The sequence below is a fragment of the Sphingomonas sp. P4_D12 genome (assembly GCF_056401895.1).
On record NZ_JBFUIL010000010.1, the window covers coordinates 120432 to 147203 of the forward strand.

Genomic DNA, 26772 nt, shown 5'->3' on the forward strand with positions numbered 1-26772 from the left:
AGATTCCCTTAAAGTTGTTCCTGGCCGGTCGCCTTGGCCGGACGGCGGCGACCGAGCAATGCCTTGATGTCGCTGAGGCGATAGGCCCCGGTGACGAAGCAGGCGACCGCGTACACCGCGCCGCCGGCCGAGACCAGCGCTGTCAGGCCGAGCCCGCGGCGGATCAGGCTGCCGGTCAGATACGGGTCGACGAAGCGTTCGGCTCCCCATAGCGCCAGGCCCATCAGGATCGCGGCGAGCAGCAGACGCGGGATGCGGCGACGCAATCGGGCATCGGTGACGAAATGCCCGCGCTTGCGGAGCGTAAGATACAGCATGCCGACATTGACCGAGGACGCGATCGCGGTGGCGAGAGGCGGGCCGACATGATGGAGGGTGGGGATCAGGATGAGATTGCCGACCAAATTCACCGCGACCGAAATCATGGCGTAACGGACCGGCGTCTTGGTGTCTTCGCGCGCATAGAAGCCCGGGGTCAGCACCTTGACCAGCACATAGGACGGTAGCCCGACCGAGAAAGCGGCGAGCGCCCCGGCGCTGGCGGTAGTCGCCGCGGCGGTGAAGGCGCCGTGCTGGAACAGCCCGCGGATGATCGGCTCGGCGCCGACCATGAACGCGACGGTCGCCGGCAAGGTCAGGAACAGCGCGAGTTCTATCCCGCGATTCTGCGTGTCCATCGCCTCGTCATATTTGCCGGTCGACAGCAGACGCGAGACGGTCGGGAGCAGGATCGTGCCGAGCCCGATGCCGATCATGCCGAGCGGGAGCTGGTTCAGCCGGTCGGCATAATAAATGTACGAGATCGACCCCTGGTCGAGCAGGCGACCGGCGAGTGCGGTCGAGATCGCCAGGTTGACTTGCACCGCACCCGCCCCGATCGCCGCTGGCAGGATCAGCCTGAGCAGTTGACGCATATCATCGTCAATCACCGGCTTGCGGAACTTGAGGCTGACCCCGGCCTGGCGGCAGGCGAACAGCAGCCAGGCGAGCTGGAGCACGCCGCCGACCGACACCGAGATCGCCTGGGCGCGCGCGGTTTCGTAGGCCGCGTCCGGGCCCGAGCCGTGGAAGAACCACAGGGCGCCGACCATCGAGATGTTGAGCAGGATCGGTGCCGCGGCGTTGACCCAGAAGCGGTTGAGCGAGTTGAGAATCCCGCCGAGCAGCGATGCCAGCGAGATCAGCATCAGATAGGGGATGGTGTAGCGCGACAGCTCGACCGCGAAGGCGAACTGGTCATGCGTCGGGTTCTTGAACCCGCCCGACAGGCCCCAGGTCACCGGCCATGCGGCGACCAGCATCACGATCGTGAAGATCGAGAGCAACGGGAGCAGGACCGCCAATGCCGCTTCGGCAAAGGCGAGCCCGGCCGCCAGCTCGCCTTTCTCCCCGACCTTGCGGTTGAACATCGGGATGAACGCGGCGGAGAAGGCGCCTTCCGCGAACAAGGCGCGGAACATGTTGGGCAGGCGGAACGCGACAAAAAAGGCGTCCGACGCGAAGCTCGCGCCGACATAGGTCGCCTGCAACGTGTCGCGGACGAGCGCCAGGATGCGGCTGACGAGCGTCAGCCCGCCGACCGATCCCAGTGATTTCGCCAGGTTCATGCCCTGTCTCCGCCGGAGTCCCCGCCGGACCGGCGAGCGTCAGGCGTTGCCTACGACGCCCTCGGCCTGCTGTTCCTGCGCTTCGAGCTGCTGCTGGTACAAAGTACCGAAATCGATCGGGTCGAGCAGCAGCGGAGTGAAATTGCCGTCGCGCGTCACGTCGGCGACGATGCGGCGGGCGAAGGGGAACAACAGGGTCGGGGCCTGGGCGAGCAGGAACGGGCGCAGATGCTCCTCGGGCACGTTGCGCGCGCCGAACAGGCCGGCATAGGTCAATTCGACGATGAACGCGGTCTGCTCGCCCATCTTGGCGCGAACCTCGATCTTCAGCGTGACTTCGTGGAATTCGTCGCCCACCTGGCTGGTACCGATGCCGAATTCGACGTCCATCTGCGGCGCCTGCTGCTGATTCTCCGAGCTGAAGACCGCCGGTGCGGTCGGGCTCTCGAACGACAGGTCCTTCACATATTGCGAAATCATGCCGATGGCCGGCCCGTTATCGGCGCCGTTGGGAAGCGTGGCGTCGATCGCGCCGGAGGTGTCCTGATCGTCCATGAGTAGCTGCTTTCTCGTCTTGAATGGGTATTCCGCGTGGGTCAGGCCCGTGGGCTCGCGCGAAGTGAGCGGCGACTAGCAGGGGGATCGTGGCAGTTCAACGGCAGGTCGCATACGGGAACATTTGAATAGCGCGTTTCTTGTGCCTATGTTGCATAGCGGTCAAATTGGAGGCCCGGTGGTTTATATTGTTATCCTTGCCATGGTTGCCCTGTTCCTGGGCCTGCGTCTGTATGCCGTGCTCGGCAAGCGGACCGGGCACGAGCCGGTGCTGCGCAATCCCGCCGAGGAACGCCCCGGCCCGCCGCTGACGCTGGCCCGCAATGCCGAACCGCGCCCCGATTTCCGCGACGCCGGCCCGCGCACGATCGAGAGCGCGGCGCAAACTGGATTGCGCGCGGTGATCCATGCCGATCCCTCGTTCGACGTCGCCGGTTTCCTCGATGGCGCCAAGAACGCCTATCGCATGGTGCTCGAAGCGTTCTGGAAGGGTGACGAAGAAACGCTCGGCTGGCTGACCGAGGACCATGTCCGCGACGCCTTTGTCGAGGCGATCAAGGCGCGCAAGGAGGCCGGGCACGTGCTCGACAACCGGCTGGTCACGATCGAACGCGCGATCATCACCGACGCATCGGTCGACAACAAGATCGCGCGCGTGACGGTGGCGTTCGACGCCGATATCGCCGCGGTGACGCGCGATGCCGACGGCAATGTCGTCGCCGGGTCGCTGACCGACGCGGTCGAGACGCATGACGTCTGGACCTTTACCCGCCCGCTACGCAGCGGCGATCCCGACTGGAAGCTGGCCGACACCGACGAGGCTTGAGGGCTTCATCGACTCCCCTCCCTTCCAGGGAGGGGCTGGGGGTGGGTGCGCGCGTCTGCGCGCCAAAAAAAGACTCATCGACCTTTCGCCAAACAGCGCCGGTCGAGGCATCGAGCCTCGCCCGGCGCTAAACCCACCCCTAACCCCTCCCTTGCAGGGAGGGGAATCTGACCTCGACCTTGTTTCGGGGGGAGGGACCGGTCATTAGCGATACCCAAATCGAGTAAAGGGGTTTTCGCACATGGCAGTCACGCGCAAGCTGATCGTAATGACGAGCCTCGCGCTGCTCTTGTCGGCGTGCGGCGGGCGGATCGTGCCGCCATCGACCACCACGTCCTCGGTTCCCGCGCCGGTCCGCAAACCGATTCCCGCCAAGCCGCTGCCGCCGGTCGCCAATCCGACCATCGTCGCGGCCGGCGCCAATGCGGCGGGAGCGGGTGCCGTCGCGGGACCTTCGGTGACGAGCCTGGGGATTAGCCAATCACGTGCCGCCCGCGCGCTCGCCGCGTTCCGCTTGAGTTGCCGCGAGCTCGTCCGCCGCACCGACCAATCGGGCCTGACTCGCGGCGCCGACTGGGCACCGGCCTGCAACGCGGCGCAATCGGCCAGCGATCGCGACGCCGTGAATTTCTTCGCGACCAATTTCGAAACGGTCCAGGTCGGCGACGGCAAGGCGTTCGCGACCGGCTATTACATTCCCGAAATCGCCGGATCGCGCGACCGCCGCAAAGGCTATGACGTGCCGATCTACGGCCGCCCAACCGATCTGATCGATGTCGATCTCGGCAAATTCTCCGACGCGCTCAAGGGCAAGTCGATCCGCGGCCGGGTCGAGGGCAAGAATTTCATTCCCTATTACGATCGCACCCAGATCGAGAATGGCGCGATGACCCAGGCGCCGATCATTGCCTGGGCGGCGGATCCGGTCGCCTTGTTCTTCCTCCAGGTCCAGGGCTCGGGCGAATTACGCCAGCCGGACGGATCGACCATCCGCATCGGTTACGACAGCCAGAACGGCCGCGATTACACCGGGATCGGCGCGCTGATGCGCGATCGTGGGATGCTCCAGCCGGGGCATGCCACGATGCAGGACATCGTCGCCTGGCTGCGCGCGCATCCGGACGAAGGGCGCGAGGTGATGCGCGCCAACAAGAGCTATGTCTTCTTCCGCCTGCTCGATGGCCCGCCGCTCGGCGCGATGGGCCTGCCGGTGACTGGCGGCGTGACGGTGGCGAGCGATCCCAAGTTCATTCCGATGGGCGCGCCGGTCTTCCTGTCGATGGACCGCACCGACGCGACCGGTTTGTGGATCGCGCAGGATACCGGCGGCGCGATCAAGGGTGCCAATCGCGTCGATACTTTCTGGGGCGCGGGCAAGGAGGCCGAGGCGATCGCCGGCGGCATGTCCGGCCGTGGTACCGCATTCCTGTTCGTGCCGGTCGGTACGCTCGCGCGCCTGCAGGGGGGCGGGGGTGGAACGACGCCTCAGCGCTGAGGAGCGCGCATTATGGGCGCGGGTGATGGCGACGGTGAAGCCGATGCCCGGGCGCGAGGCGGTGAAGCCTGGGAAGGCAGAAAAGCCCGAAAAGCCCCTCCCCTTCAGGGGAGGGGTTGGGGGTGGGGCAGTGCCTCAGGCCGGTCGCCAAGTTGCTAGGCCCCACCCCAACCCCTCCCCTAAAGGGGAGGGGCTTAAGAAGGTCGCGCCTCCGACCACCCCCACCCCCGGCACCACCCTCGACGGCAGCTGGGACAAGCGATTGTCGCGCGGCATGGTCCAGCCCGATGCGACGGTCGATCTGCACGGCCACACGCTCAATTCGGCCTATGCCATGCTCGACGATGCGCTCGGCCGATCGGTCGCGCGCGGCGACCGCGTCATCCTGCTGATCACCGGCAAGCCGCCGCGGCCCGATAGCGAGCGGCCGCATGCGCGCGGCGCGATCCGTGCGGCGGTCGGCGACTGGCTGCACGCCTCGCGTCATGCCGACTCCATCGCCGCGGTCAGAGGCGCCAACCCGCGCCATGGCGGGTCGGGAGCACTATATATTGTGCTGCGCAGACCCCGCGGGGCACGAATTTCTTAACCCTTTCCCGTCACACTGTTGTCTTCATCGGGGGCGCTTCGACAGCCCACCAGACGGGGACTTTTCGGGCGCAATGGAATCAGCATCGCTGAAAGGCCGGGCGATCGTATTCGCACTGTGCGCCGGCGCGATGGTGTTCATCCTCGCGCTGCTGGCGACCGCGCATGGCGAACTCAGCGCCGACACGATGGGCCGCGCGCTGATCCCGGCGATCGTCTGTTCGGTGCTGTCCTGGGCCGCCGCCGAGCGCTCGATCGCCTCGACCGCGGCGGCGATCGACTCCGCGATCGCGCGCATCGCCAAGGCGGCGCATGGCGACCTCGACAGCCCTATCCCTGAGGATATCGGCGCCGCCGTCCCGCATCTGGCGGAGGCGATGCATGGCCTGTTCCAGCAAGTCGCGGCGAATTTGGACAGCGTCCACCGGCTGGCGATGTTCGATCCCGTCACGGCCTTGCCCAACCGCACCCATTTCCGCCGATCGGCCGAGCGCCAGCTCGCCCAGATGCCGATCGGCCAGATCGCCGCCTTGCTGTTCATCGACCTCGATCGCTTCAAGGCGGTCAACGATACGATGGGCCACGCCACCGGCGACATGCTGCTCGGCATGGTCGCCAATCGCCTGCGCGCGGTGGCCGACAGCATCTCGATCGACGAGGTTACCGACAAGCCGTTGATCGGCCGCCTGGCCGGTGACGAATTCACCATGTTCTTCCCCCGCCTCGACGATCCGCGCGAAGCGTCGCGGATCGGCCGCGGCGTGCTGTTCGCGCTAACCGAGCCGTTCGACATCGCCGGTGCCGAGATCGAGATCGGTGCCTCGATCGGCATCGCGCTCCGCCCCGATCACGGCACCACCCTGCACGACCTGATGCGCGCCGCCGACGCCGCAATGTACCATGCCAAGGCGACCGGCCGTGGCCGCGCCGAGAATTTCTCCGAGGAACTCGCCGCCGAACTCGCCGACCGTGCCCAGCTCGAAGTCGATCTGCGCACCGCGATCGACCGCGACCAATTCACGTTGGTCTATCAGCCCCAGGTATCGCTGAAGGACGGCCGTATCGTCGCCGCGGAAGCATTGCTGCGCTGGCAGCACCCGACCGAGGGCGTCAAGCTGCCCGGCAGCTTCCTGCCTCGCGCCGAAGAGACCGGCTTGATCGTCGAGATCGGCGAATGGGTGATCGGCCGCGTCACCGCGACGATCCGCCATTGGGCCGATCTGGGGGTCGAACAGCGGCTGGCGATCAACATCAGCCAGCGTCAGCTCGACCATGCGATGTTCTTCCGCCGCCTGCGCGAGGCGATGCTGGCGAGCAACGCCCCGGCGCGGTTGCTCGAGCTCGAGATCACCGAGACGCTGGCGATGCATTGTTCGGAGGACGTGATCGAGGCGATCGCGGCGTTGCGCATGGACGGCGCGACGATCGCGATCGACGATTACGGCACCGGCCATTCCAGCCTGTCGCGTCTCCGCCAATTGCCGATCGACCGCATCAAGCTCGACCGCAGCCTGATCGAACATGTCACCACGCGCCGCGAGACGCGGCTGATCGCGCAATCGGTGATCGGCCTGATCCACGGCCTGGGCTGCGAAGCGGTTGCCGAAGGGATCGAACAGGACGACCAGGCCGATGTACTGCGCGTGATCGGCTGCGACGTCATCCAGGGCTATGTCATCGCCCAGCCGATGGACGAGGAAGCGTTCCTGACCTGGTCCCGCAATGCCGCGCGCGATCGGGATACCGGCGCGGTGTCGGTGGGCTGAGCGGCCTCCGCGACCCACAGGCGTTTCGGGAAATCCGTCAGTTGTGCCGCGCGGCCGCCGATGTTGCGTCCAGGGCCGCCAGCCGCGCGCGATAGCTCGCCAGCAGCGCCGGGTCGGCGTCCGTCGCGTGGCGGGCGATAAATTCACGGAGCGCCTGCCTGAGGTCGTCGCGGAATTTCGGGTCGTCGGGCGCGGCCTCGAGTTTCGCCGTGGCGGTCTCGACCGGCGCCCTGTCCTGCGCGATCAGGCGCTGTCGGCCATAAGGCGACTGGTCGACCATGATCGCGATGTTGCGGGGGAAGGCGGGGACGTATTTGACGACGAAGCGCTCGCCGTCCGGCGGGATCTGGATCTCGTTGCGCCACGGATAGAGCGCCGCGGTCATGGTGTCGAAATCGGTCTCGACATTGCGCCCGTCCGCCGTCCGCACCACGACCTGGTAATACCAGATATTGTTGTCGTTCAGCGTCGAGCTGGTTTCTTCCGAATGGACGATCACCGCCGTTCCCGTGGTCCCGACCGCATTGAGGAACATCGCATTCACCGCCGAGCCGAAGAACGGACTCATCGCCGCGAGGATCAGGCCGGGCACGCCCAGGAACATCCATCCTCGCCATCGCGTCAGCCGGGCGAGCAACGCGCCGATCGCCAAGGCGACCAGGGGATAGAGCGGCATCGCCAGGAAGGGATGATGGCCCAGGAAATAGAAGACCGCCGATATCGCACCCATCCGCGTCTTCTCCCATCCGAGGCGAGGCCGAGCCTATGGCCGGGATCATCGTGCGCCGTCAATCGGTTAGGGGGTGGCAGCGGTGTCGTTGGGAGCATGCAGGTCGCTCGTCCCCCGGACGAGCTGAAACAGCCGGGGGCTGTTTCACCTGATGCTGGGAGGGCGTGTTGGCGCTCGCGAGCCAGGCAGCCCGATGAGTCCCCGAAGCTGGCTCAAATCCCATCGTCACCCCGGCCTTGTGCCGGGGCCCAACGCGCCACAAGCTGAAGCCATTGCGGCCCATTGGGTGCCGGAACACGTCCGGCATGACGGGGTAGGATAGCGGTGCGGCGTATCTCAGGCTGACGCGCCTGCGGCCCAGTGGATGCCGGGACGAGCCCGGCATGACGGGGTAGGACGAGCGTAGCCAACCTCCGCCGTCACCCCGGGCTTGTCCCGGGGTCCACTGTGCCTCAAGCCCGGCGCCCGCGGCTCGTTGGATGCCGGAACGAGTCCGGCATGACGGGGTGTAACTTGAGCGAACAGCTCCGCACCGACATGCCCTCCCCTAACCCAGTTCGAGGTGATCGACGCCCCGCGTCGACCAGGTCATGCCGGGGGCATGACCGACCTCGAACTCGCGAGCGGGAGGGGAACAGAGGCCCTTACGCCGCCAAGTTCCGCAGAACGTACTGCAGGATCCCGCCGTTGAGGAAATATTCCAGCTCGTTGACCGTATCGATCCGGCAGCGCGTCGTGAACGTCGTCTGGGTACCATCCGCGCGGGTCAGCTCGACCTCGACATCCTGGCGCGGGCGCAGGCCGGCGACGTTGCGGATGGTGAAGGTCTCGTCGCCGGTCAGCCCCAGCGTCTGGCGCGTCACGCCGTCCGCGAACTGCAGCGGCAGCACGCCCATGCCGACCAGGTTCGAGCGGTGGATACGCTCGAAGCTCTCGGTGATGACCGCGCGGACGCCGAGCAGATTGGTGCCCTTCGCCGCCCAGTCACGCGACGATCCGGTGCCATATTCCTTGCCGGCGACGATCACCATCGGCACGCCGTCAGCCTTGAACTTCATCGCCACGTCATAGATCGGCAGGACCTGACCGTCGTAACGCGACATGCCGCCCTCGACGCCCGGGACCATCTCGTTCTTGATGCGGATATTGGCGAAGGTGCCGCGCACCATCACTTCGTCGTTGCCGCGCCGCGCGCCGTACGAGTTGAAGTCGCTGCGGCTGACCTGATGCTCCTGCAGGAAGCTGCCCGCCGGGCTGTCGGCCTTGATCGATCCGGCCGGGGAGATGTGGTCGGTGGTGATCGAATCGCCCAGGATCGCCAGCGGCCGCGCCTCGATGATGTCGGCGACCGGCGCCGGGGTCATCGTGATGCCGTCGAAATAGGGCGGGTTGTGGATATAGGTCGACCCGGCGCGCCAGGTGTAGGTGTCCGACCCCAGCACGTCGATCGCGCGCCACTTCTCGTCGCCTTCATAGACCGCGCCATAGCGATGCTTGAACATGCCGGAGTCGATATTCGCCGCCATCAGATCGGCGATCTCCAGATTGGTCGGCCAGATGTCCTTCAGATAGACGTCGACGCCCTGCTGGTCCTGCCCGATCGGGGTTTCGACCATATCCTCGGTCACCGTGCCCTTGAGTGCATAAGCGACCACCAGCGGCGGAGAAGCGAGGAAGTTGGCGCGCACGTCGGGGCTGACGCGGCCTTCGAAATTGCGGTTGCCCGACAGGACGGAGGCGGCGACCAGATCGTTCTCGTTGATCGCGGCCGAGATCGGCGCGGCCAGCGGCCCCGAATTGCCGATACAGGTGGTGCAGCCATAGCCGACCAGGTTGAACCCGATCGCGTCGAGATCGGCCTGCAGCCCCGCCTTGACCAGATAATCGGTCACCACCTGCGATCCGGGCGCCAGGCTGGTCTTGACCCACGGCTTGGGCATCAGCCCCTTGGCGTGCGCCTTGCGCGCGACGAGACCCGCGGCGACCAGCACCGATGGGTTGGAGGTATTGGTGCAGCTGGTGATCGCGGCGATGACGACGTCGCCGTCGCCGATATCGTGCGACATGCCCTCGACCGCGACGCGCTGCGGGCGTTCCTTGTGATAGATCTTGCTGAGGTCGCCGTTGAACACTTCATCGACCTTGTTCAGGCTGACGCGGTCCTGCGGGCGCTTCGGCCCGGCCAGGCTGGCGACCACCTCGTTCATGTCGAGCTCGAGCGTGTCGGTGAAGATCGGATCGGCGGCGCCGGCGTCGCGCCACATGCCCTGCGCCTTGGCATAGGCCTCGGTCAGCGCGATCGTCTCGTCCGGGCGGCCGGTAAGGCGCATATAATCGAGCGTCTTGTCGTCGATCGGGAAGAAGCCGCAGGTCGCGCCATATTCGGGCGCCATGTTGGCGATCGTCGCGCGGTCGGCCAGCGTCATGCTGTCGAGGCCGGGGCCATAGAATTCGACGAACCGCCCGACCACGCCCTTTTGCCGCAGCATCTGCGTCACGGTCAGCACCAGGTCGGTCGCGGTGATGCCTTCGTTGAGCGCGCCGGTCAGCTTGAAGCCGATCACTTCGGGGATCAGCATCGACACGGGCTGGCCGAGCATCGCCGCTTCCGCCTCGATCCCGCCGACGCCCCAGCCGAGCACGCCCAGCCCGTTGACCATTGTCGTGTGGCTGTCGGTGCCGACCAATGTGTCGGGATAGGCGATCGTCGCGCCCGCGGTGGCACGCTCGCCTTTTTCCTTGGACGACCACACCGCCTGCGCGACATATTCGAGGTTCACCTGGTGGCAGATGCCGGTGCCCGGCGGCACCACCGAGAAATTGTCGAGCGCCTTCGATCCCCATTTGAGGAATTCGTAGCGCTCGAAATTGCGCGCATATTCCAGGTCGACGTTATCGCCGAACGCCTTGGGCGTGCCGAACTCGTCGACCATGACCGAATGGTCGATGACCAGATGGACGGGGACCTGCGGATTTATCTTGGCCGCGTCGCCGCCCAGCTTGGTGATCGCGTCGCGCATCGCGGCCAGATCGACCACGCAGGGCACGCCGGTGAAGTCCTGCATCAGCACGCGCGCCGGGCGGTATTGGATCTCGCGGTCGGGCGCGACCGGGTTCGCCTGCCAGTCGACGATCGCCTGGCAATCCGCCGGCGTGACGGTGACGCCGTCCTCGAACCGCAACAGATTTTCGAGCAGCACCTTCATCGAAAAGGGCAGGCGGGAAATATCACCGAGCTTGGCGCTCGCCTTGGCCAGGGAAAAATAATCGTAGCTCTTGCCGCCCGCGCTGAGCGTGTCGCGGGTATTGAGCGTGTCCTGGCCGATGGCGGTCATTCAAAGGGTCCTTTCCCTGTGTGGCCGGTCGCGGGCGCGGCGGGGAGGCGGGCGCCTGAGGCCTGAAAAGGCCGGCGTCCCGCGCGAGCGCGCCCGGACGGGCGAATGCGTGAGTCGCGAGGCCGATAGCAGGGGGGAGGGGGTGGGGGAAGGGTGGGGGTGAGGGAAGAGGTTTGGACCGTGCCGTATCGACGAACGGCAAAAGGACCGGTACGATAATGAATGCCCGAATGCTATGAGCAAGCTGCCGTCAGGCACTACGACGATGCGGTTCGCTTGGCGGGCGATGGAAGGTACGATGGGGCGGGCCACCTCGTTGGATTTGCCGCAGAGTGCGCGATTAAACATGCGCTAGGAATTGCGGAACCTCAGAACGGCGAGCTTCGCGTGCATCTTCCTGACTTGGCGGCTGCGGCGAGGAGGAGGTTCGCAGGGCGAAATGCCCGACAGAACCCCATGCGCAACTTGTTGGAGGCAACGAGGGGCGGCTTCCTCAGTGACTGGAATGTGTCGTTTCGATATTTTCAGGACGGGCAGGTTGGCCAAGCCCAGTTCGAGGTTTGGGAAAAGATGGCTAAGCGTAGTTTAGCTGCGGCAAATTTACGCCGATAACGAGGGCGATGTTGATGTTTTTTGACGATGCCTTGCCCAAATTTGTGTCTCTTGCTCGAGATAGGCTCGGTCCAGATGCGATCGACAAGGGGCTGATTTTAAGGGACGCGGAAGGTCGTTTGACCTTTATCATCCGATCTGAGGTTGCCGCGGGTGCGCGTGACGCGTTTGATGTCTCGGTCATACATCTGCTCGGCCCATATTCCGAACTCCCATCGGCCACACCCGAACAGTTATTCGATGATACCTTATTGGAGAATGAGGGCGTAATCAGGCAGGCTGTGTTGGTCGGCGAAGTTCGCATCGAAATCAACTTGCTCGACCGCCGAATAATTGGACAAGACTGGAATCAACCAAATTTTGTTCCGGTATCAAATGATGTCCCTGTTGTAACATTCTTTAGCTGTAAAGGTGGTGTCGGCCGATCAACGGCGCTAATAATTGCTGCTAGCGCGTTATCTCAGGCTGGAAAAAATGTTCTTATAGTCGACTTTGACATTGAGGCTCCTGGTCTCGGGTCATTAATGCTTAATGATCAGGATTATCCTGAGTTTGGTTTGATTGATCTCTTGGTCGAAGAGAGAATTCAAGCAATAGATCACCAATTCATTGAGCGCTGTATAGCCCCTTCCCCTCTCACGGCAGGTAGGGGCTTAATCGAGGTGATGCCAGCTGTAGGAGTACGAGGGAGAGATAGTCCCGCAAACTTTCTGCCGAAGTTGGGGCGAGCCTTCCTGGAGGGATATGAAGACGGTCGCGCCGTTTCGTATCTGTCGCAAGCTCGAAGTGTTATATCGCGCCTCGCTGCTAGAGGTAGGAGTTCTATTATTTTGATAGACGCTAGGGCAGGTCTTAGCGAGGCGTCAGCGCCAACGGTATTGGGTCTTGGCGGAAGTGTGCTGTTATTTGGAGTTGATACTCCGCAAACCTTTGAATGCTATCGGTATCTATTTTCGCATTTGGCCAATTTTGTGGAAGATGGGGAATTTGACTGGCGCTATAAATTGCGGATGATTCATGCAAAGGCTGGCCGGGGAGAAGATAGTTGGAGAAAGTTCAGAGAGAAGTCATATGAGGTGTTCGCAGAAACTCTCTATGAAGAAGCTGAGGGAGATGATTTGGAGGCATTTAATTTCGATATAGATGATCCTTCGGCGCCTCATTATGCTTGGCCTATCCCATTTGATCTGGAATATGTTGAGATCGATCCTAGGACCTCTTCTTCCTTCTTGGGAAAAGATTTCTTCGAAAGAAGTTTTGGTCCATTTTTGGACAGATTTAGTGAACTGGCGTTTGGGGGTGTGAGTGGCGACTGATCAGGAGGCAATCAGGGATGTGCTGAAATCCCTTCATCCGTCGGTTGCGCATAAAGCCGCTGAAGCGCCCTCGCTTGAGGAACTCTATGCTCCGGCGTCTCATGCTGACGCATTGGATCCGGAGCGTGCGCTTGTTGTTGGCGGGCGCGGAGTAGGAAAAAGCTTCTGGGCTGCGGTTTTGGCTGATGAAACTGCGCGCAGCAAAGCGGCGGAGCTTTATCCGCAATTGCAGCTTGATAAATGGGATGTGCGCCTTGGCTTTCATGAGGGTGCCCAAGGGGCTGGAACACTTGCTCCATCCCCAGCTTCCTTAAAACGCGCCTTAGCGCTCGTAGAGGACCCTACATGGATATGGCGCAGTGTGGTTCTGGCTGCGCTTGCGCCTGAGAAAGGGCCTAGAAGACTCTCGGAGCGAGTGGAGTGGCTTCAAAACGATCCGGAAACGTACGATGAGATAATCTTCGATAAAGATCGGCCATCCCTAGAATCTCGTAAACTTCTTCTGGTATTTGATGCTCTTGATGTATTGGCCAACGATTGGGATACCATTCGAAAGCTAACGATTGGGCTTGCCCGTGTCGCCTTGGAGATGTCGTCTCGTAACTCCATTAGAATTAAGATGTTCATGAGAACAGATCAGTTCGAGGACATGCGTCGCAAAACGTTTTCTGACTTTTCCAAGTTGAGAACAGGAGCGGTAGAGTTAGATTGGAAGTGGACGGATCTTTACGGCGCGCTCTTCACTAGATTGTGGAGGGCAGACATTTCCGAGAAATCTGCGAAAGAAATTGCTAAGTCGTTTAGGTTGGAGACGGTTGGCGATCTCCCAATGGTTCTTCGTAGGGATGAAAATATTCAGCAAAAGTTCTTTTCGGCTTTTGCTGGAGAGTTCATGGGAACTAATCGGAAGCGAGGACTTACCTATACTTGGGTTCCGAAACACTTGGCTGACGGCCACGGAGATACCAGTCTCCGGAGTTTCCTGATCGCGATCAAGGAGGCCGCAGGAGCTGCGCAAGACCGGACGATGTTGGCTATCGATTATGTAGGAATAAACCAGGGCGTCCTTAAGGCTTCTGAAACTCGTCGAGAAGAAATTCAGGAAGATCATCCGTGGATACAGGATGCCCTCGCCCCTCTTGGGGGGTTGACCGTGCCCTGTGAGGAAGAAGAGATTTTGATCCGTTGGGAGCATGACAAGGTAATCGATAAAATTCAATCGCGATCAGACCCTGAACGCCCCGCGGCGCCCATTCAATTGAGCATAGTAGATTTGGAATTTGATCATTGGGCTGGTGAGGTCGCATTGATGGAAGCTCTAATTGGATTGGGCATTGCCGAGCGACGGGCATACGATCGAATTAACATACCAGATATTTACCGCGTTGCTGCTAAGATTAAGCGAAAGGGCGGTGTGGCGCCAAAACGGCGCTGACTTTCACTGAATTACGGTGATCGTCTATAAATACACCAACCTGTCTGCGGTGAGGCTCGAGCCAAGCGACCTTGCAGCCCTATCCTCTTACCCCAACAGCAAGGAACTCCGGGGTCACGGCGACACGTGCAATTACCCCTAAAGGGTATCCCGGCGAAGGCTCGCAGAACCCCCTTCATCAACCGAATCTTCGGCTTTATCGCTCAAATACAGCGTCATGCGTCTGCTGCCCTCCGTGTTCCTCGCGCTGCTCATCTGCGGCCTGGGTTGGTTCCAGTTCGGCCAGCCGCTCTCCGCGAAGGCGCTCATCGCGCGCGCCGAGGACAGTTTCGACAGCCGGCCGGCGCGCGCCATCCTCATCCTCGGCAACAGCCGCACTTCTTTCAACGACATGCCGGACATGGTCCGGGCCATGGCTGACTCGGCCCATGATCCGCAGAAACTGGAGATCACGCTCGACGCGCCCGCCGGCGCTAGTTTCGAAATCCTCTGGAACGACGATGCGACGCAACGCCTGCTGAAACAGCGTTGGGACGACGTCATCCTGCAGGGCGAGAGCCGCGCCCAATCCTCCGACGAACTCGCCCATAGCTTTCAGGTCTACGGTGCCAAGCTTATCGATGCCGCGCATCCCGCGAGCGGCCATGCGCGCCTGGTGGTCAACTGGGCCTATGAGTCGCGGCTTTGGGGCGATGGCGATCCCGACGGCAGCGGACGGGCGGAGCTCAAAAGCGAGATACGGGCCAGCACGGACGCGCTGGGCGAGCGGGCCGACGCCCATCTGGTGAATGTCGCCGAGATCTGGTCAGCGGTCGAACGCGACCATCCCGAGATCGCGCTGACCGAGGATGGGAACCATCCGAGCCTGGCCGGCAGCTATTTGTTCGCGCTGGTCCTTTATGGCGACTTGTCGGGACGCGACGTGGGGTCGGTGACCTATGCGCCATCCGGTCTCGACCCATCGGTCGTCGCCAAGATCCGCCAGGAAGTCCGCGATGTTCAGGCGATGACCTGACGCCCGATATCACCGAACCGTTGGCGAACGCCGGCTGCCCGGCTTGCCGTGACTGCCCGCTGCCTTATTCTCATGGCCAGACCAACGAGGAGCCCCGAGTGACCGCGAGTGACGGCGTGATTCCCCGCATCCTAACCTACCTCCGCACCAACGGCGGCCACCTCCTCGTCGAGGCGCTGGTCAATTTCATCCTGCCCTTCGTGATCTACTCCTACGCCGAAGCCTCGCTCGGGGACGTCCGCGCGCTGCTCCTCTCGTCGGCGCCGCCGATCGCGTGGAGCCTGGTCGAGTTCGCGCGCCACCGCCGGGTCGATGCGCTGTCGGTGCTGGTGGTGGCCGGGATCGTGCTGTCGCTGCTGGCGATGATCGGCGGCGGCGGGCCCAAGTTCCTGCAGCTGCGCGAGAACCTCGTCACCGGAGTGATCGCTCTGGTCTTTCTCGGCTCGGCGCTGATCGGCAAGCCGCTGATCTACCAGCTCGCGCGGGCGAGCATGATGCGCAAGTCGGCGGACGAGGCGCAGGAGTTCGAGGCGCTCCAGGTCCATGCCGGTTTCCGCCGCACGATGACGGTGATGACCCTGGTATGGGGCCTGGGCCTGCTCGCCAATGTCGCGGTGTCGGTGGCGTTGGTCTTTGCGCTGAGCATCCGCACCTATTTGATCGTCGGGCCGATCGTCGGCTACGCCACGATGGGCGCGCTGACGCTGTGGACCTTCCTATACGGCCAGCGCGCGCGGCGCCGCGGTGAGGCGCGGCGCGCGGCGATGGCGCAGGGTGCGGCCGGCGCCGAAGCCGGCGGGGGCGGGTGAGGATGCGGCACCTGACAGCGGCAGCGGTAGCGATGCTGGTCGCGCTGGGCTCTCCCGCATTGGCGCAGACCGGGCCGGGCGCTGCGCCTGCGTTGCCCGTGCCGCAGTCAGCTGAACCGGCCGCGCCGCAGGAACCGCCTCCCTGCCGCCCCGTCGCCGACACGCCCAGTATCCGCATCGATCCCGCCGCCGTCGCGCGGCTCGCCGAGATCGGGCTCGACCGCGCCGCGATCTTCGCGCGGATGCACGAGACCTCGATCCCGGAGACCTCGGGCTGCTGGGCGACGCCGACCGGCAATTTCGACAGCCAGCTGATCTCGGTCGGGATGGCGCAGTGGAATTTCGGGACGGGCAGCCTGCAGCCGGTGCTTGCCGCGTGGCGCAAGCAGTTCCGGCATCGGCGCGACTTCAAACGGACGCGCAACGCGCTAGCGCCGATCTATGGCAAATTGCTGTTCTCGAAGGATTGCCTCGCGGTGCCGATCGCGCAGAAATGCCGCGATGCGATCCTGGCAGCGGAGGATGCCAAGGGCACGCTGTCGCCGGTGCTCGCCGCCGAGCTGACCGCGTTGTTCGAGAATGACGCGATGCTCCAGGTGCAGAGCGACGCCTATATCGCCTTGCTCGATCAGGTGCGGCTCGATGTGCTGCGGATCTTCGCTGGCGAGCCGATCACGATGCGCAAGGTGCGCTGGGCGATCGACACGCGCGTGCAGCAGGGCGGCTTTCCCGCCGACGAGGATATCGCGCGGCTCCGCGCCAAGCTGGCGGTGATGCCCGAGGCCGAGCGCTGGCCGCGGCTGCGCGCGATCGTCGACTGGTATGGCGCGCTGGCGCGGACGATCGACGCGGACGGCATAGCGCACGACTGGCAATGGAACGTCGCGGCGTGGAATTGCCTGATCGATGCCGGGCGGATCGATCCGGAGCAGTACGAGCTGATGAGCCTGACCTTCCTGCGCAGCCGTACTGCTGTTGGGAATAGCGGGCGGTGGCAGGCGCTGGCGTTCGAGCGGCGGGCCAAGATCGTGCTCGGGGTGGGGAGTGTCAGTGGGGTGCGGGATGGGGCGTGTCCGGCGGACTGAGGTCGGTCGGGGTTTTCTCGCGCAAAGACGCTAAGGCGCTAAGAAGGGAAGAGGGGTCGCGCGGAGGCGCGGAGGTGCATCACCTACTTCGTCATCCCAGCGAAAGCTGGGATCTCAAGCAGTATCGCGCCTTCGCCAGAGACCCCAGCTTTCGCTGGGGTGACGGGAGTATGTTGGGGTGACGGGAGGCTGCGCTGGGGTGACGGCAGGATTCCGCGGGGATGACGACGGGAATATGAGTCCCCAACCAAGCTAACCCGCCCACTCACCGCCGCGGCCGATACAGCACACTCGCCGCCCCGCGCGCCTCGACCGCCAGGAACAGCCCGCCGCCGGTCACCATGATCCGGCCATGATGGACCTCGTCGATCTTGGCGGTGAGCTGGAAATCGCCTTCGCGCCGCTCGGCCAAGGCGCGGCGCGCCGCGGTCAGGACGTGATCGTAATCCTTGGCGAAATTCTCGGTCAGCGCGGCCTGGATCGAGCCGATCGTCTCGGGATCGGTGAACAAGGCGACCATCAGGTCGACCGCCTTGCTGTCGCTGCGCGTCTTGATCTGCAAGGCGTCGACCCGGATCACTTCGGAATCGGGCTCGTTGAACGGCAGGCCGGTCAGCCAGACCTCGCCGCGCCGCTCGCCCAGATAGCCGCTCTTCAGCTTCGCGCGGACCGGCACGCCGACCGCGAGCCGACCATTCTCGGTCGCGTAGATCGTCACGTCGCCGAATTTGACATCGACCGCGCCGAGCTTGGGCAAATTGATGCCCCGTGCGGCGCGTTTGGCCAGCGCGCGTTCGACCACCGGCTCCAGCTCGCCATAATCGGCGAGCACCGGGATGTTGAACCTTAGGCCGCGCTGCCCGATGCGCGGGGACGCCGGGGGCAGCGGCGCGGGGGGCGGCGCGTCGGGCTTGATCCCGACAAAGGTCTCCGCATTCGCTTCCGCCGCGATGGTCAGCAGCAGGTTGCGGCCCTGCACGCTATAGCCCTGCACCCCCAGCCGCTGCGGGGTGACGCGCATCCACACCGGCGGCTTGTCGCGATTGAGCAGCAAGGTGCTGAACGCGCCGCGCCAGGCCGCCGCCACCTTGTCGCGCACCTGAACCTTGGCGAGTTGCTGCGGCAGGCTGCGTTCCAGCCCGGCGATCACCCCCGCCAGCTTGGCGTCGGCCTTGCTGACGAAGGTGATGCGCTTGCCCAGGATCGTGACGCCGGGCGGGTTGGTCCAGTCATAGGCGATGCGCACCGTCGCGGTCGGTTGCCAGGCGCGAGTCATGCCCAATTTCGCCACCGCGCGGACGCTGGCGGCGCCAGTCGCGGTCTCGCGTTTGATGATCCCGCCGACGTCTTGCGCGCTGACCGTGGCGCGGACCGGCAAGGTGATGACGATATCGCCCCCGCTGCCGCCCAACGCGATGCGTCCGCGCGTCACCTGGCCGACGATGCGGCACGACAGATCGGGCGTGACCTTCAGCTTCTTGATGCCGATCCGGCAGCTGCCGTCCTTGCGCTTGATCGCGCAGGCGGTCAGGCGTTGCGCCGGCACGCATTTCTCCTCGCGCTGGTCGATCGACCACAAGGTCTGCGGCGTGGCGCGGTTGAGCTCGCTCTCCAGGTCGGCGAGCCGCACGTCGACCGGCACCACCAGGGTGGAGGCGAGCTTCGGCATCACCGGCGCGGTATCGACCCGCGGCGGCCGCGGATCGTTCTCGTCGCGGCCGCATGCCGCCAGCGCGATCGTCAGCAACAGCAACCACTTGCCGCGCATATTTGGTTCTCCCTGTCGCCCTCACCGATAGCATGGGGCAAGCGGGCCGCGAGCAAAATCGCTGCCGCGCGACGCTTGCGGAACAATCGCGCCGCGCCGATACTTGTCGCGATCGGACCACAGGGAGAAACGGGATGCGCGGACTGGCGGCGATGATGACGCTCGCACCGATAATGCTGGCGGGATGCACGACCAACGGGACGAGCACGGAAGCCCCGTCCGTGGCCGCCGGTCGGATCGCGACCGCGACTCTGATGACCGCGACGGGCAAGGACGTCGGCAAGGTGACGGTGCGCGAAGTCGATGGCGGCCTCAGCGTGTCGGTCGATGCCCGCGATCTGCCGCCCGGGATGCACGGCGCGCATCTTCATACCGTCGGCAAGTGCGAGGCGCCCGATTTCGCCAGCGCGGGCGGGCATTGGAACCCGACCAACATGAAGCACGGATCGATGAACCCGCAGGGCCCGCACGAAGGCGACATGCCCAATTTGATGATCGGCGCCGACGGGCGCGGCACGCTGACCACGCGGCTGGCCGGCGGGAGCTTCGACGCGCTGATGGATGCCGACGGCGCGGCGATGGTCATCCATGCGGCGGGCGACGATTTGAAGACCGATCCCTCGGGCAATAGCGGGGCGCGGGTCGCTTGCGGGGTGTTGGCGAAGGGGTAGGGCTTAGACGACGTCCCCGTATTTGGGGCGGATCGATGTTCAGCGCGCCCAACTCCCAGCGTCACCCCGGCCTTGTGCCGGGGTCCACCGTGCCGCAAGCGCGGGACACGAGGCTCAAGGGCTAGGCTTAGCTGCCCGGTGGATGCCGGGACGAGCCCGGCATGACGAATTGGGGTGCGAAGTCGATCCCTTCTAAATCTTCAAACGGAGGCGTTTTTCGCGGGGATGACGTTAGTGCTCAATCCAGCGCCCAGCGCGCGATCGGCTCATACCGCGCGCCTTCCCCAGTCAGGTGGCTTTGGTAGAGCGTCAGATGCCCGAACTCGAAGACCTCGCTCGAAAATGCCGCATGATCGGCGATCCAGCGCTCGATCGCCGGCCCGAACCCCGCGGTGCGCGGAACGCGCGCGAGCGTGATATGCGGCAGGTAAGCGCGCCCCTCGGGCGCCAGGCCCAGCCGGACCAGCGCCTGGTCGACCTTTTTGTGCAGCCGCGCCAGGCCGTCGTGCGGCGCGACGCCTGCCCATAAGGCATCGACTCGCCCCTTCTTGTCGAACGCGCCGACACCCTGGATCGCCACGCGCGGTGACGCGGCATGGACCTGACCCAGCGCCAGCGCGATATCCTCGGCCATCGGGCGGTCGACCTCGCCGATATAGCGGATCGTCAGGTGAAGCTGCTCGTCATCCTGCCAGCGCGCATGGGGAACGCCGCCCATCGGCTCGGTCAGGCGGCGGCGGATGTCGGGCGGCGGACGGAGCGCGACGAACAGGCGATGCATGGCCAAACGTCCTTAACCCATTTGCCGATTGTTTCCGAATGTTGCTGCATGTCGTGTTTCGCTTGAATAGCGCACCAGGACCAACGATATTGGCCGCATCCGGCCGTTGTGGCCGGGCAAAGGAGTTTTCGATGGCCAATTGGTCTGATCCCCGTTCCGGCATGGCGCCCTTCGGTGCGGCGGTCGACACGCGCGGCGCCGCGTATGACGAGGGACTGCGGGCGTACATGCTGTCGGTCTATAATTACATGGCCTCGGCCGTGCTACTGACCGGCGTCGTTGCGCTGGGTGTCGCCTATACGGGCGCGTGGCAAGTGCTGGTCAATATGGAGACGCGCGGGCTGTCGCCGCTCGGCTGGATTGTCGCGCTGGCGCCGGTGGGGATCGTCTTCGCGATGAGCTTTGGGCAGTCTCGCATGTCGGCGGGCACGCTTCAGGCGTTATTCTGGACATATGCGACCCTGCTCGGCGCGTCGCTCTCGACAATTTTTATCGCTTATACCACCTCGTCGATCGCAGGCGCGTTCTTCGCCACTGCGGCCGGTTTTGCCGGGCTCAGCCTGTACGGCTACACGACTAAGCGGGACTTGACGGCAGTCGGGTCGTTCATGATCGTCGGCCTGATCGGCATCATCGTCGCGATGGCGGTTAACCAGTTCCTTCTGCACTCGGGGCCGATGGATATGGTCATCAGTGTCGTTGGCGTGCTGATTTTCGCCGGCCTCACCGCGTGGCACACGCAACGGACCAAGGCGATTTACAGCTATGTGGCGGGGACTGCCGATGAGGGACGCGCCAAGATCATGGCGGCGCTTAGCCTGTATCTCGACTTCATCAACATGTTCATGTTCATCCTCCGCCTGTTCGGCTCGAGCCGCAACTAACCGGACGCGACAGCGACGCGAAAATTGGCCCGGCGAAGCGATTCGCCGGGCCTTTTCGTTGGAACATCACCCGTCACCCGTACGTTTTGCTTGCGTAACATCAGGTCCATTCGGGCCGAGTAGGAGGGTGACGTGACCGACAATCAAGCAATCGAGCGCGACGGCAAGACCGACGGCGCCGAGCATGTCGCACAGGACCCGCGCCAGGACGCCGGCCAGGACCAATCGATCCAGAAGCGGCTCGATAAGGACCCCGAGAACCAGGACGCCCAGCTCGACCGGGGCCTCGACGAATCGATGGATGCCTCGGACCCGCCATCGGCGACGCAACCCGGCGACAAGGGCGAGCCGCCCAAATCCTCCGGTTTCGACGAAGCGGCCGAGGCGGAGCGGCAGCAGGATAGCTGACCCGCCAACGTCGCGACGGACACCCGGGACGCCGGCGGCGTAACAAAGCGTTGCCCAAAACCCTCACTTTTTGACCGATCTGCGCGTAGAGCTCGCTTCGTCGCAAACTTTGTTGCGCCGCAACACAGTCTATGATTCCATGCTTAACGCAGGGCGACGACGCGTTAAGCATGGCGTTAACCATCTGAGCGCATGATGCCCTTCCATTGGTAAGCGGGTGGGGTGTTCGAGATGAGTGCCAGCAAGAGACCGGCCGACGGCGCGATGACATTGGCCGAGATTAAAGAGTTCGCGGGCTTTTCAGCAGCGACGCAGCGTTATGTGCGCCGCAGCCTGGATGTCGGGCTGGAGCGTGAGGACGCGCTGTCGCGCTGGTCGCGCGATACCGTGGAGGCGGCATCGATTCGCGCCCAGGCGCGGGTCTATGACCGGCTCGACGAGATTCGCACGATCGTCCCCGACGATAGCGGGCTCGACTCGGTCGAGATCTTCATGGCGCCGCTGATCACGGTCAGCGCGTTCGACCTGGGGCAGGGCCGGCTGACCACTTTCTCGGCCTATCGCTTCCTCTACGAGCGCCTGATCGGTGCCGAGGTTCGGCCGTGGCTGCCCGGCGCCTTCTGCGCGGCGGCGGCGTTGCCGCACCTTCACCCCGATTTGCGCCGCAAGCTGCTGCAGTCGATCAGCGAGGCCGCGGCGACCGCGTCCGGCTGGTCGAACCGTCAGCCGAGCTTCTTCCCGGCCTGGGTCGAAAAGGTCGACACCTCGGCAGCACTGCCGAACTGAACTTCCTTCAGGCGGGCCTGACGCTCCTCAGCGACAGGCCCGCCACCCGCCGCGCGGCTGCTCGTCGAGATGCAGATGGTCGTGATGCGCGGCGTTATAGTCGGGCGACAAAGTGGTCGAGAACAGCCCGCATGCGCCATCGCGAACCTCGCGCAGAAACGCCGCTTTCTCGTCATCCCCCTGCCAGTCGCGCGCGACCGTGATCCGCCGCCCATCCGCCAGCACGAACCCGGCAATGTCGATCGCCCGCGCATAGGAATGCTGGCTGAGATGCGTGCTGCCCGCGATCGGGCGGCAATTATACGTCCCGAAATGCTCGAACGTCGCGACGCGGCTGCCGAAATGGCGCAAGGCGGCGGGCTGGACGACATTCCATTCCCACATCGATAGCGCCGCGGCGACCGGGCATGCCATGCCCGGCTTGGTCGGATCGAACCCGATCGCGCGGGCGCCGCCGGGATCGAGCCGCACCGCATCGGCATAGCCGCATTGTCCTTTCTCGATCGGCTCGAGTTCGGCGAAGTGCACGCCGGCACGTTCCAGCAGCGCGCGGCATTGCGGATAATCACCGTCGAGCGCGGCAAGCTTGCTCCCGGTGAACAGCCCTACCGGCTGGCCGAGATCGAGCGCCGTCCAGGGCAGATCCTGCGGCCGATTGCGAAAATGGAGTACGCCGAGCATCAGGACGAACAATGCGGCGAAAATGGCGAGCGTGGTCCAACCGCGCCGTTGGGCACGGCGCGCCCGGCGCGCGCGACGCCTGCGGCGGCGTGTCATCCCCGCATCGCCCTGGTCAGGGCTTCGCTCGTTACCGGATAGCCGAGATCGTCGGGAATGCAGAGATGCGGCACGCCCTCCCGCTCTTCGCTCCACGGCGTGATCGTGCGTGGCGGGAAGGCATGCGCGGCGGCGACGGCTTCGCTAAAGCTGTCATATTGCGCCAGCCGTTCGAGGTTGCGGCGGGTCGGGAAGATCACCGTCGCGCGGCCGGCATCGCACTCGGCAAGCACCTCGGCTGCGCTCGCCCAGAACAGGCGCACATTCTCGGTGGCATCGACCGTCGCTGCGGCGGCGTCTTGGGGCGCTCGGGCGAGGTAGAAACGTGTGTCGAAGATCCGCATATGGGCATGCGCGGGCAGCCAGCGCGCGAACCAGGTCAAGGCGTCGAGATCGACCGACAGACCATGGCGATCGAGCAACAGGCCGAACGCCTCGCCGGCATGAAGACCCTCGCGCAGCACGGTCAGCGTCGCAGCGTCGGGTGCCGGGCTGAGCCCCACCGGCACGCCCGCTTCCTCGATCGTTTCGCGGATCGCTGCGATCCGCGCCGGCGCATCCTCGGCATCCCGACCGAGTTCGGCCGCCAGCGCCCGGTCGCCGGGATCGACTCGCCCGCCCGGAAAGACCAGCGCGCCGCCGGCGAACACCATCGCCTTGGCGCGCTCGACCATCAGGATTTCCGGCGGCATGCCGCCGCGATCGCGCAAGAGGATCAGGGTTGCGGCGGGAATGGGGGACTGGGTTTCGGGCATTGCGGCCAACTTAAGCCGTAGCCAGTCCGTCGCAACCTCTTGCCGACCTCCCCCTCGCTCGATCGCTCGCCGATAGCGTCCTTTCGCTTCGGCTTCTAGAACAGCCCCGGCACTTCGCGCTGCGGGGTCGACGGCCGATCGGGCGTCAGCAATTGGCGCGACTGTTCCATCACCGATAGCTGGGTCTTGCTCGATTGCGATGCGGTACCGGGTGCGCCGGTGCTTGCCGTCACCGGGGTGCAGCTCTTGCCTTCCAGATAATCGAGCGCGCGACGGGTCGATTGCTCGTTCGGGTCACCGAGCTGGTACGAGATGTCGTCGCCGGCTTGGCAGCTCGCCTCCATGAAGCTGGCGAGGCCGTCATAATAAGCGCCGTTATGCGCCGCGTTCTGGATCGCGAAGGCGATGACGCGGAAGCGGTCGTCGCACGCGGTCTTGTCGAGCGCGATCTGGCCGACCGGCTTGCCATAAGTGTTCGAGCCGATCAGCGCGGCATTGGCGTGGAGATAGGGCACCATGCCGTTGATCACGAGCTCGCTCGCGGACGCGGTGCCGCCGCCGCCGATGAACGCGATCTTGGTCGGCGCGATCGACTGCGACATCGGCGTGAAGGTGTGGTTGCTGTTATACGCCGATTTTTCGGGACGGAAGGTCATGTATTCCCAGACGTCGGTCGGCGCGCGGTTGGCCCCCATCAGGTCGCCCATCAGGTCGGCGACCGAGATCAACCCGCCGCCATTGTAGCGCAGATCGATGATGATGTTGGTGATGCCGTTGGTCCTGAACCGCAGGAAGGCGTCCTTCAGCGGCTGCTCGGCCGGATTGATGAAGGTCCTGAGATTGATATAGCCGAATTGCTGCCCGCCATCGGAAATGATCTTGGCGCCATAGCGGCTCGACACCGGGTCGAGCGCGAATTGGGTCTTGGTCACGGTGACGGTGCTAGTCGCGCCGGTCAACGACGTTATCCGCAATACGCGCGACGTGCCCGCTGTGTCGGGACCCAGCGCCTCGGTCAGCCCGGCGGAACCGGACGTCGCCATGATGTCTGTGACGTTGCGCAGGTTCGCACTGCTGGTGCCGATCGCGACGATTTCCGTCCCGCGATCGATCCCCGCCGCGAGCGCGGGCCCGCCCTCGAATGCTTCGGTCACGAACAGGCGGTTGCTGCTGGTCAACCCCAACCGGATGCCGAAGCCAGCACTCGATCCCGAATTGTAATAGGCATCCTCTTCGGCGATCGAGGTCAGATAGGTGAAATAGCGATCCTTGTGCTGCGCGCGCGCGGTCGCGGTCAGCGCGTCGATATAATCCTCGACCGATGTATAGGGCGTCGGGTCCAGGCTTGCCGGCAGCGTGTCGGGGAACAGATACCATTCCTTGAGCTGCGCGAAGGCCCAATCCTGGCGCTCGCGCAATGTGCAGCCCGCAGCCGTCGGTGTCGGAGTCGCGGTCGGCGTCGGACTGGGGGTAGGGGTCGGGGTTCCTCCGGTTCCGCTCGCCGATCCGCCACCGCCGCAACTCGAAACCATCGCGAGCGCGGCGATCGCGCTCAAGCCCCTGGCAAAGCGATTATTTCTCATATGACCCCTCTCAACCCGGCGCCTCTCGCGAGCCCCGGCACCATCCTGCGCCGGTCGCCGACGGTTGCCAAGGGCATGAGGGGGCGTCATTTCGTCCATTGTGGTACGCAAGATCATCCATATCGACATGGATGCCTTTTTCGCCTCGGTCGAACAGCGCGACGATCCGGCGTTGCGCGGGCGGCCGGTGGCGGTGGGATCGGCGACCGGGCGCGGCGTCGTCGCGGCGGCGAGCTATGAGGCGCGCACGTTCGGCGTGCGCTCGGCGATGCCATCGGTCGTCGCCATACGCCGATGCCCCGATCTGATCTTCGTGCCGCACCGGTTCGACGTCTATCGCAGCGTGTCGCGCCAGATTCGCGAGATATTCGAGGACTATACCCCTTTGGTCGAGCCGTTGTCGCTCGACGAGGCCTATCTCGACGTCACCGCCAATCTGCGCGCGCTGCCTTCGGCGACCGCCACCGCGCGGGAGATCCGCGCGCGCATCTTCGACGTGACCGCGCTGACCGCTTCGGCGGGGGTTTCGTACAACAAGTTCCTCGCCAAGCTCGCCTCGGACCACAACAAGCCCAATGGGCAATTCGTCATCCCGCCCGGAACCGGCGCCGAGTTCGTCGCCGGCCTGGAGGTCGGACGCTTCCACGGCATCGGGCCGCGCACCGCGGAGAAGCTCAATCGGCTGGGGATCGTCACCGGCGCCGATCTGCGCGAACGCGATCCGGCGTTCCTCCAGGCGCATTTCGGCAAATCGGGGCTGTGGTACCACAAGATCGCCCATGGCGAGGACGACCGCGAGGTCACCCCCGACCGGCCGCGTAAATCATCGGGCTCGGAAACCACCTTCGAACAGGATCTGACCACGCCGGACCAGGTAATCGAGCAGGTGCGGCGGATGGCCGATCAGGTCTGGGCATGGTGCGAGCGAACCCGGACGACGGGCAAGACCGTGGTGGTGAAGGTCCGCTATGCCGATTTCCGCATCGTCACGCGGAGCAAAACGCTGAGCGTTGCTATCGCCAGCCATGCCGATCTGATCGCGGTGGCCGAACGGTTGGTGGCGACGTTGTTTCCGCTGCGGGCGGGGATCAGGCTCGTCGGGGTGACCTTGGCGACGCTGGAAGAAGAGGGGGCAGGGGAGCCGGAGCTGAATCTGCTTCCCGACACGATTTCCTGATGGCGTCG

The 26772-nt window shown here is 64.4% G+C and carries 23 protein-coding genes; 14 read left to right on the forward strand and 9 right to left on the reverse strand.

The annotated features are described in order from the left end of the window. Positions 1 to 8 precede the first annotated feature (8 nt). A complete protein-coding gene (gene murJ, locus AC1DSD_RS18605) occupies positions 9 to 1607 on the reverse strand; it encodes a murein biosynthesis integral membrane protein MurJ (protein ID WP_478032197.1) in 1599 nt (532 codons plus the stop codon). A 39-nt stretch (positions 1608 to 1646) separates the two neighbouring features. Next, positions 1647 to 2162 (reverse strand): protein-export chaperone SecB, encoded by a 516-nt coding sequence (gene secB, locus AC1DSD_RS18610; RefSeq protein WP_478032198.1) that lies wholly within the window; start codon positions 2160 to 2162, stop codon positions 1647 to 1649. A gap of 178 nt (positions 2163 to 2340) precedes the next feature. Between secB and AC1DSD_RS18615 the strand changes: the two genes are divergently transcribed. The 4 genes from AC1DSD_RS18615 (at position 2341) to AC1DSD_RS18630 (ending at position 6837) form a co-directional block, all read left to right on the forward strand. Beyond that, positions 2341 to 2988, forward strand: coding sequence for a Tim44/TimA family putative adaptor protein (locus tag AC1DSD_RS18615; RefSeq protein ID WP_478032199.1), 648 nt, complete (start codon positions 2341 to 2343; stop codon positions 2986 to 2988). A 241-nt stretch (positions 2989 to 3229) separates the two neighbouring features. Next, positions 3230 to 4483 carry a murein transglycosylase A gene (gene mltA, locus AC1DSD_RS18620; RefSeq protein ID WP_478032200.1) on the forward strand — a complete coding sequence of 418 codons (1254 nt, stop codon included), beginning with the start codon at positions 3230 to 3232 and terminating at the stop codon, positions 4481 to 4483. A 25-nt stretch (positions 4484 to 4508) separates the two neighbouring features. After that, complete coding sequence (locus AC1DSD_RS18625; protein ID WP_478032275.1) at positions 4509 to 5072, forward strand: Smr/MutS family protein; 564 nt, start codon at positions 4509 to 4511, stop codon at positions 5070 to 5072. A 73-nt stretch (positions 5073 to 5145) separates the two neighbouring features. Beyond that, positions 5146 to 6837: a putative bifunctional diguanylate cyclase/phosphodiesterase gene (locus tag AC1DSD_RS18630; protein WP_478032201.1), complete on the forward strand. Its 1692-nt coding sequence runs from the start codon at positions 5146 to 5148 to the stop codon at positions 6835 to 6837. A gap of 37 nt (positions 6838 to 6874) precedes the next feature. On the opposite strand, the gene AC1DSD_RS18635 is transcribed toward AC1DSD_RS18630, so the two are convergent. Together AC1DSD_RS18635 and acnA are read right to left on the reverse strand one after the other, a co-directional pair. Further along, positions 6875 to 7567 (reverse strand): hypothetical protein, encoded by a 693-nt coding sequence (locus AC1DSD_RS18635; protein WP_478032202.1) that lies wholly within the window; start codon positions 7565 to 7567, stop codon positions 6875 to 6877. 644 nt (positions 7568 to 8211) lie between these two features. Next, positions 8212 to 10902 (reverse strand): aconitate hydratase AcnA, encoded by a 2691-nt coding sequence (gene acnA / locus AC1DSD_RS18640; RefSeq protein ID WP_478032203.1) that lies wholly within the window; start codon positions 10900 to 10902, stop codon positions 8212 to 8214. Between the two features lie 626 nt (positions 10903 to 11528). On the opposite strand from acnA, the gene AC1DSD_RS18645 reads away from it, so the two are divergent. The 5 genes from AC1DSD_RS18645 (at position 11529) to AC1DSD_RS18665 (ending at position 17174) form a co-directional block, all read left to right on the forward strand. Continuing rightward, positions 11529 to 12830, forward strand: a complete 1302-nt coding sequence (locus AC1DSD_RS18645; protein WP_478032204.1) for a KGGVGR-motif variant AAA ATPase — start codon at positions 11529 to 11531, stop codon at positions 12828 to 12830. Further along, complete coding sequence (locus tag AC1DSD_RS18650; RefSeq protein ID WP_478032206.1) at positions 12820 to 14265, forward strand: hypothetical protein; 1446 nt, start codon at positions 12820 to 12822, stop codon at positions 14263 to 14265. The genes AC1DSD_RS18645 and AC1DSD_RS18650 overlap by 11 nt, the downstream gene beginning before the upstream one ends. 235 nt (positions 14266 to 14500) lie before the next feature. Continuing rightward, positions 14501 to 15280, forward strand: coding sequence for a hypothetical protein (locus tag AC1DSD_RS18655; RefSeq protein WP_478032207.1), 780 nt, complete (start codon positions 14501 to 14503; stop codon positions 15278 to 15280). Positions 15281 to 15378: 98 nt separating this feature from the next. Next, the gene (locus AC1DSD_RS18660; RefSeq protein WP_478032209.1) at positions 15379 to 16089 is read left to right on the forward strand and encodes a VC0807 family protein; all 711 of its coding nucleotides are present in this window, start codon (positions 15379 to 15381) and stop codon (positions 16087 to 16089) included. Between the two features lie 2 nt (positions 16090 to 16091). After that, the gene (locus AC1DSD_RS18665) at positions 16092 to 17174 is read left to right on the forward strand and encodes a hypothetical protein (protein WP_478032210.1); all 1083 of its coding nucleotides are present in this window, start codon (positions 16092 to 16094) and stop codon (positions 17172 to 17174) included. Between the two features lie 265 nt (positions 17175 to 17439). Here AC1DSD_RS18665 and AC1DSD_RS18670 read toward each other — a convergent pair whose 3' ends face one another. Next, complete coding sequence (locus AC1DSD_RS18670) at positions 17440 to 18942, reverse strand: DUF4403 family protein (protein WP_478032212.1); 1503 nt, start codon at positions 18940 to 18942, stop codon at positions 17440 to 17442. A gap of 134 nt (positions 18943 to 19076) precedes the next feature. On the opposite strand from AC1DSD_RS18670, the gene AC1DSD_RS18675 reads away from it, so the two are divergent. After that, positions 19077 to 19613, forward strand: coding sequence for a superoxide dismutase family protein (locus AC1DSD_RS18675; protein WP_478032213.1), 537 nt, complete (start codon positions 19077 to 19079; stop codon positions 19611 to 19613). Between the two features lie 238 nt (positions 19614 to 19851). Here the strand turns inward: AC1DSD_RS18675 and thpR are convergent, their stop codons facing one another. After that, positions 19852 to 20394 (reverse strand): RNA 2',3'-cyclic phosphodiesterase, encoded by a 543-nt coding sequence (gene thpR / locus AC1DSD_RS18680; RefSeq protein ID WP_478032214.1) that lies wholly within the window; start codon positions 20392 to 20394, stop codon positions 19852 to 19854. Between the two features lie 131 nt (positions 20395 to 20525). On the opposite strand from thpR, the gene AC1DSD_RS18685 reads away from it, so the two are divergent. From AC1DSD_RS18685 to AC1DSD_RS18695, 3 genes are all read left to right on the forward strand, one after another. Continuing rightward, entirely contained in the window at positions 20526 to 21278 is a 753-nt protein-coding gene (locus AC1DSD_RS18685; RefSeq protein WP_478032215.1) for a Bax inhibitor-1/YccA family protein, read from the forward strand. A 132-nt stretch (positions 21279 to 21410) separates the two neighbouring features. Further along, on the forward strand, positions 21411 to 21686 hold the full coding sequence (locus AC1DSD_RS18690; RefSeq protein ID WP_478032216.1) for a hypothetical protein: 276 nt from the start codon (positions 21411 to 21413) through the stop codon (positions 21684 to 21686). A 231-nt stretch (positions 21687 to 21917) separates the two neighbouring features. After that, positions 21918 to 22472 (forward strand): hypothetical protein, encoded by a 555-nt coding sequence (locus AC1DSD_RS18695; protein WP_066591361.1) that lies wholly within the window; start codon positions 21918 to 21920, stop codon positions 22470 to 22472. Positions 22473 to 22499: 27 nt separating this feature from the next. Here AC1DSD_RS18695 and AC1DSD_RS18700 read toward each other — a convergent pair whose 3' ends face one another. The 3 genes from AC1DSD_RS18700 to AC1DSD_RS18710 all read right to left on the reverse strand — a co-directional run bounded on the left by AC1DSD_RS18700 (position 22500) and on the right by AC1DSD_RS18710 (position 25587). Further along, positions 22500 to 23153 (reverse strand): extensin-like domain-containing protein, encoded by a 654-nt coding sequence (locus AC1DSD_RS18700; RefSeq protein WP_478032278.1) that lies wholly within the window; start codon positions 23151 to 23153, stop codon positions 22500 to 22502. A 92-nt stretch (positions 23154 to 23245) separates the two neighbouring features. Continuing rightward, positions 23246 to 24004 carry an NUDIX hydrolase gene (locus AC1DSD_RS18705; protein ID WP_478032217.1) on the reverse strand — a complete coding sequence of 253 codons (759 nt, stop codon included), beginning with the start codon at positions 24002 to 24004 and terminating at the stop codon, positions 23246 to 23248. 95 nt (positions 24005 to 24099) lie between these two features. Beyond that, positions 24100 to 25587, reverse strand: coding sequence for a S41 family peptidase (locus AC1DSD_RS18710; RefSeq protein ID WP_478032218.1), 1488 nt, complete (start codon positions 25585 to 25587; stop codon positions 24100 to 24102). A gap of 100 nt (positions 25588 to 25687) precedes the next feature. Between AC1DSD_RS18710 and dinB the strand changes: the two genes are divergently transcribed. Continuing rightward, positions 25688 to 26764 (forward strand): DNA polymerase IV, encoded by a 1077-nt coding sequence (gene dinB / locus AC1DSD_RS18715; protein WP_478032220.1) that lies wholly within the window; start codon positions 25688 to 25690, stop codon positions 26762 to 26764. Positions 26765 to 26772: the final 8 nt, after the last annotated feature.

Bases quoted from the DNA above. Each gene is read 5' to 3' on its own strand.
- murJ (WP_478032197.1), bottom strand. From the start codon at position 1,607: ATGAACCTGGCGAAATCACTGGGATCGGTCGGCGGGCTGACGCTCGTC.
- secB (WP_478032198.1), bottom strand. From the start codon at position 2,162: ATGGACGATCAGGACACCTCCGGCGCGATCGACGCCACGCTTCCCAAC.
- mltA (WP_478032200.1), top strand. From the start codon at position 3,230: ATGGCAGTCACGCGCAAGCTGATCGTAATGACGAGCCTCGCGCTGCTC.
- AC1DSD_RS18625 (WP_478032275.1), top strand. From the start codon at position 4,509: ATGGCGACGGTGAAGCCGATGCCCGGGCGCGAGGCGGTGAAGCCTGGG.
- AC1DSD_RS18630 (WP_478032201.1), top strand. From the start codon at position 5,146: ATGGAATCAGCATCGCTGAAAGGCCGGGCGATCGTATTCGCACTGTGC.
- AC1DSD_RS18635 (WP_478032202.1), bottom strand. From the start codon at position 7,567: ATGGGTGCGATATCGGCGGTCTTCTATTTCCTGGGCCATCATCCCTTC.
- acnA (WP_478032203.1), bottom strand. From the start codon at position 10,902: ATGACCGCCATCGGCCAGGACACGCTCAATACCCGCGACACGCTCAGC.
- AC1DSD_RS18645 (WP_478032204.1), top strand. From the start codon at position 11,529: ATGTTTTTTGACGATGCCTTGCCCAAATTTGTGTCTCTTGCTCGAGAT.
- AC1DSD_RS18665 (WP_478032210.1), top strand. From the start codon at position 16,092: ATGCGGCACCTGACAGCGGCAGCGGTAGCGATGCTGGTCGCGCTGGGC.
- AC1DSD_RS18670 (WP_478032212.1), bottom strand. From the start codon at position 18,942: ATGCGCGGCAAGTGGTTGCTGTTGCTGACGATCGCGCTGGCGGCATGC.
- AC1DSD_RS18675 (WP_478032213.1), top strand. From the start codon at position 19,077: ATGCGCGGACTGGCGGCGATGATGACGCTCGCACCGATAATGCTGGCG.
- thpR (WP_478032214.1), bottom strand. From the start codon at position 20,394: ATGCATCGCCTGTTCGTCGCGCTCCGTCCGCCGCCCGACATCCGCCGC.
- AC1DSD_RS18685 (WP_478032215.1), top strand. From the start codon at position 20,526: ATGGCCAATTGGTCTGATCCCCGTTCCGGCATGGCGCCCTTCGGTGCG.
- AC1DSD_RS18695 (WP_066591361.1), top strand. From the start codon at position 21,918: ATGAGTGCCAGCAAGAGACCGGCCGACGGCGCGATGACATTGGCCGAG.
- AC1DSD_RS18700 (WP_478032278.1), bottom strand. From the start codon at position 23,153: ATGCTCGGCGTACTCCATTTTCGCAATCGGCCGCAGGATCTGCCCTGG.
- AC1DSD_RS18705 (WP_478032217.1), bottom strand. From the start codon at position 24,004: ATGCCCGAAACCCAGTCCCCCATTCCCGCCGCAACCCTGATCCTCTTG.
- AC1DSD_RS18710 (WP_478032218.1), bottom strand. From the start codon at position 25,587: ATGAGAAATAATCGCTTTGCCAGGGGCTTGAGCGCGATCGCCGCGCTC.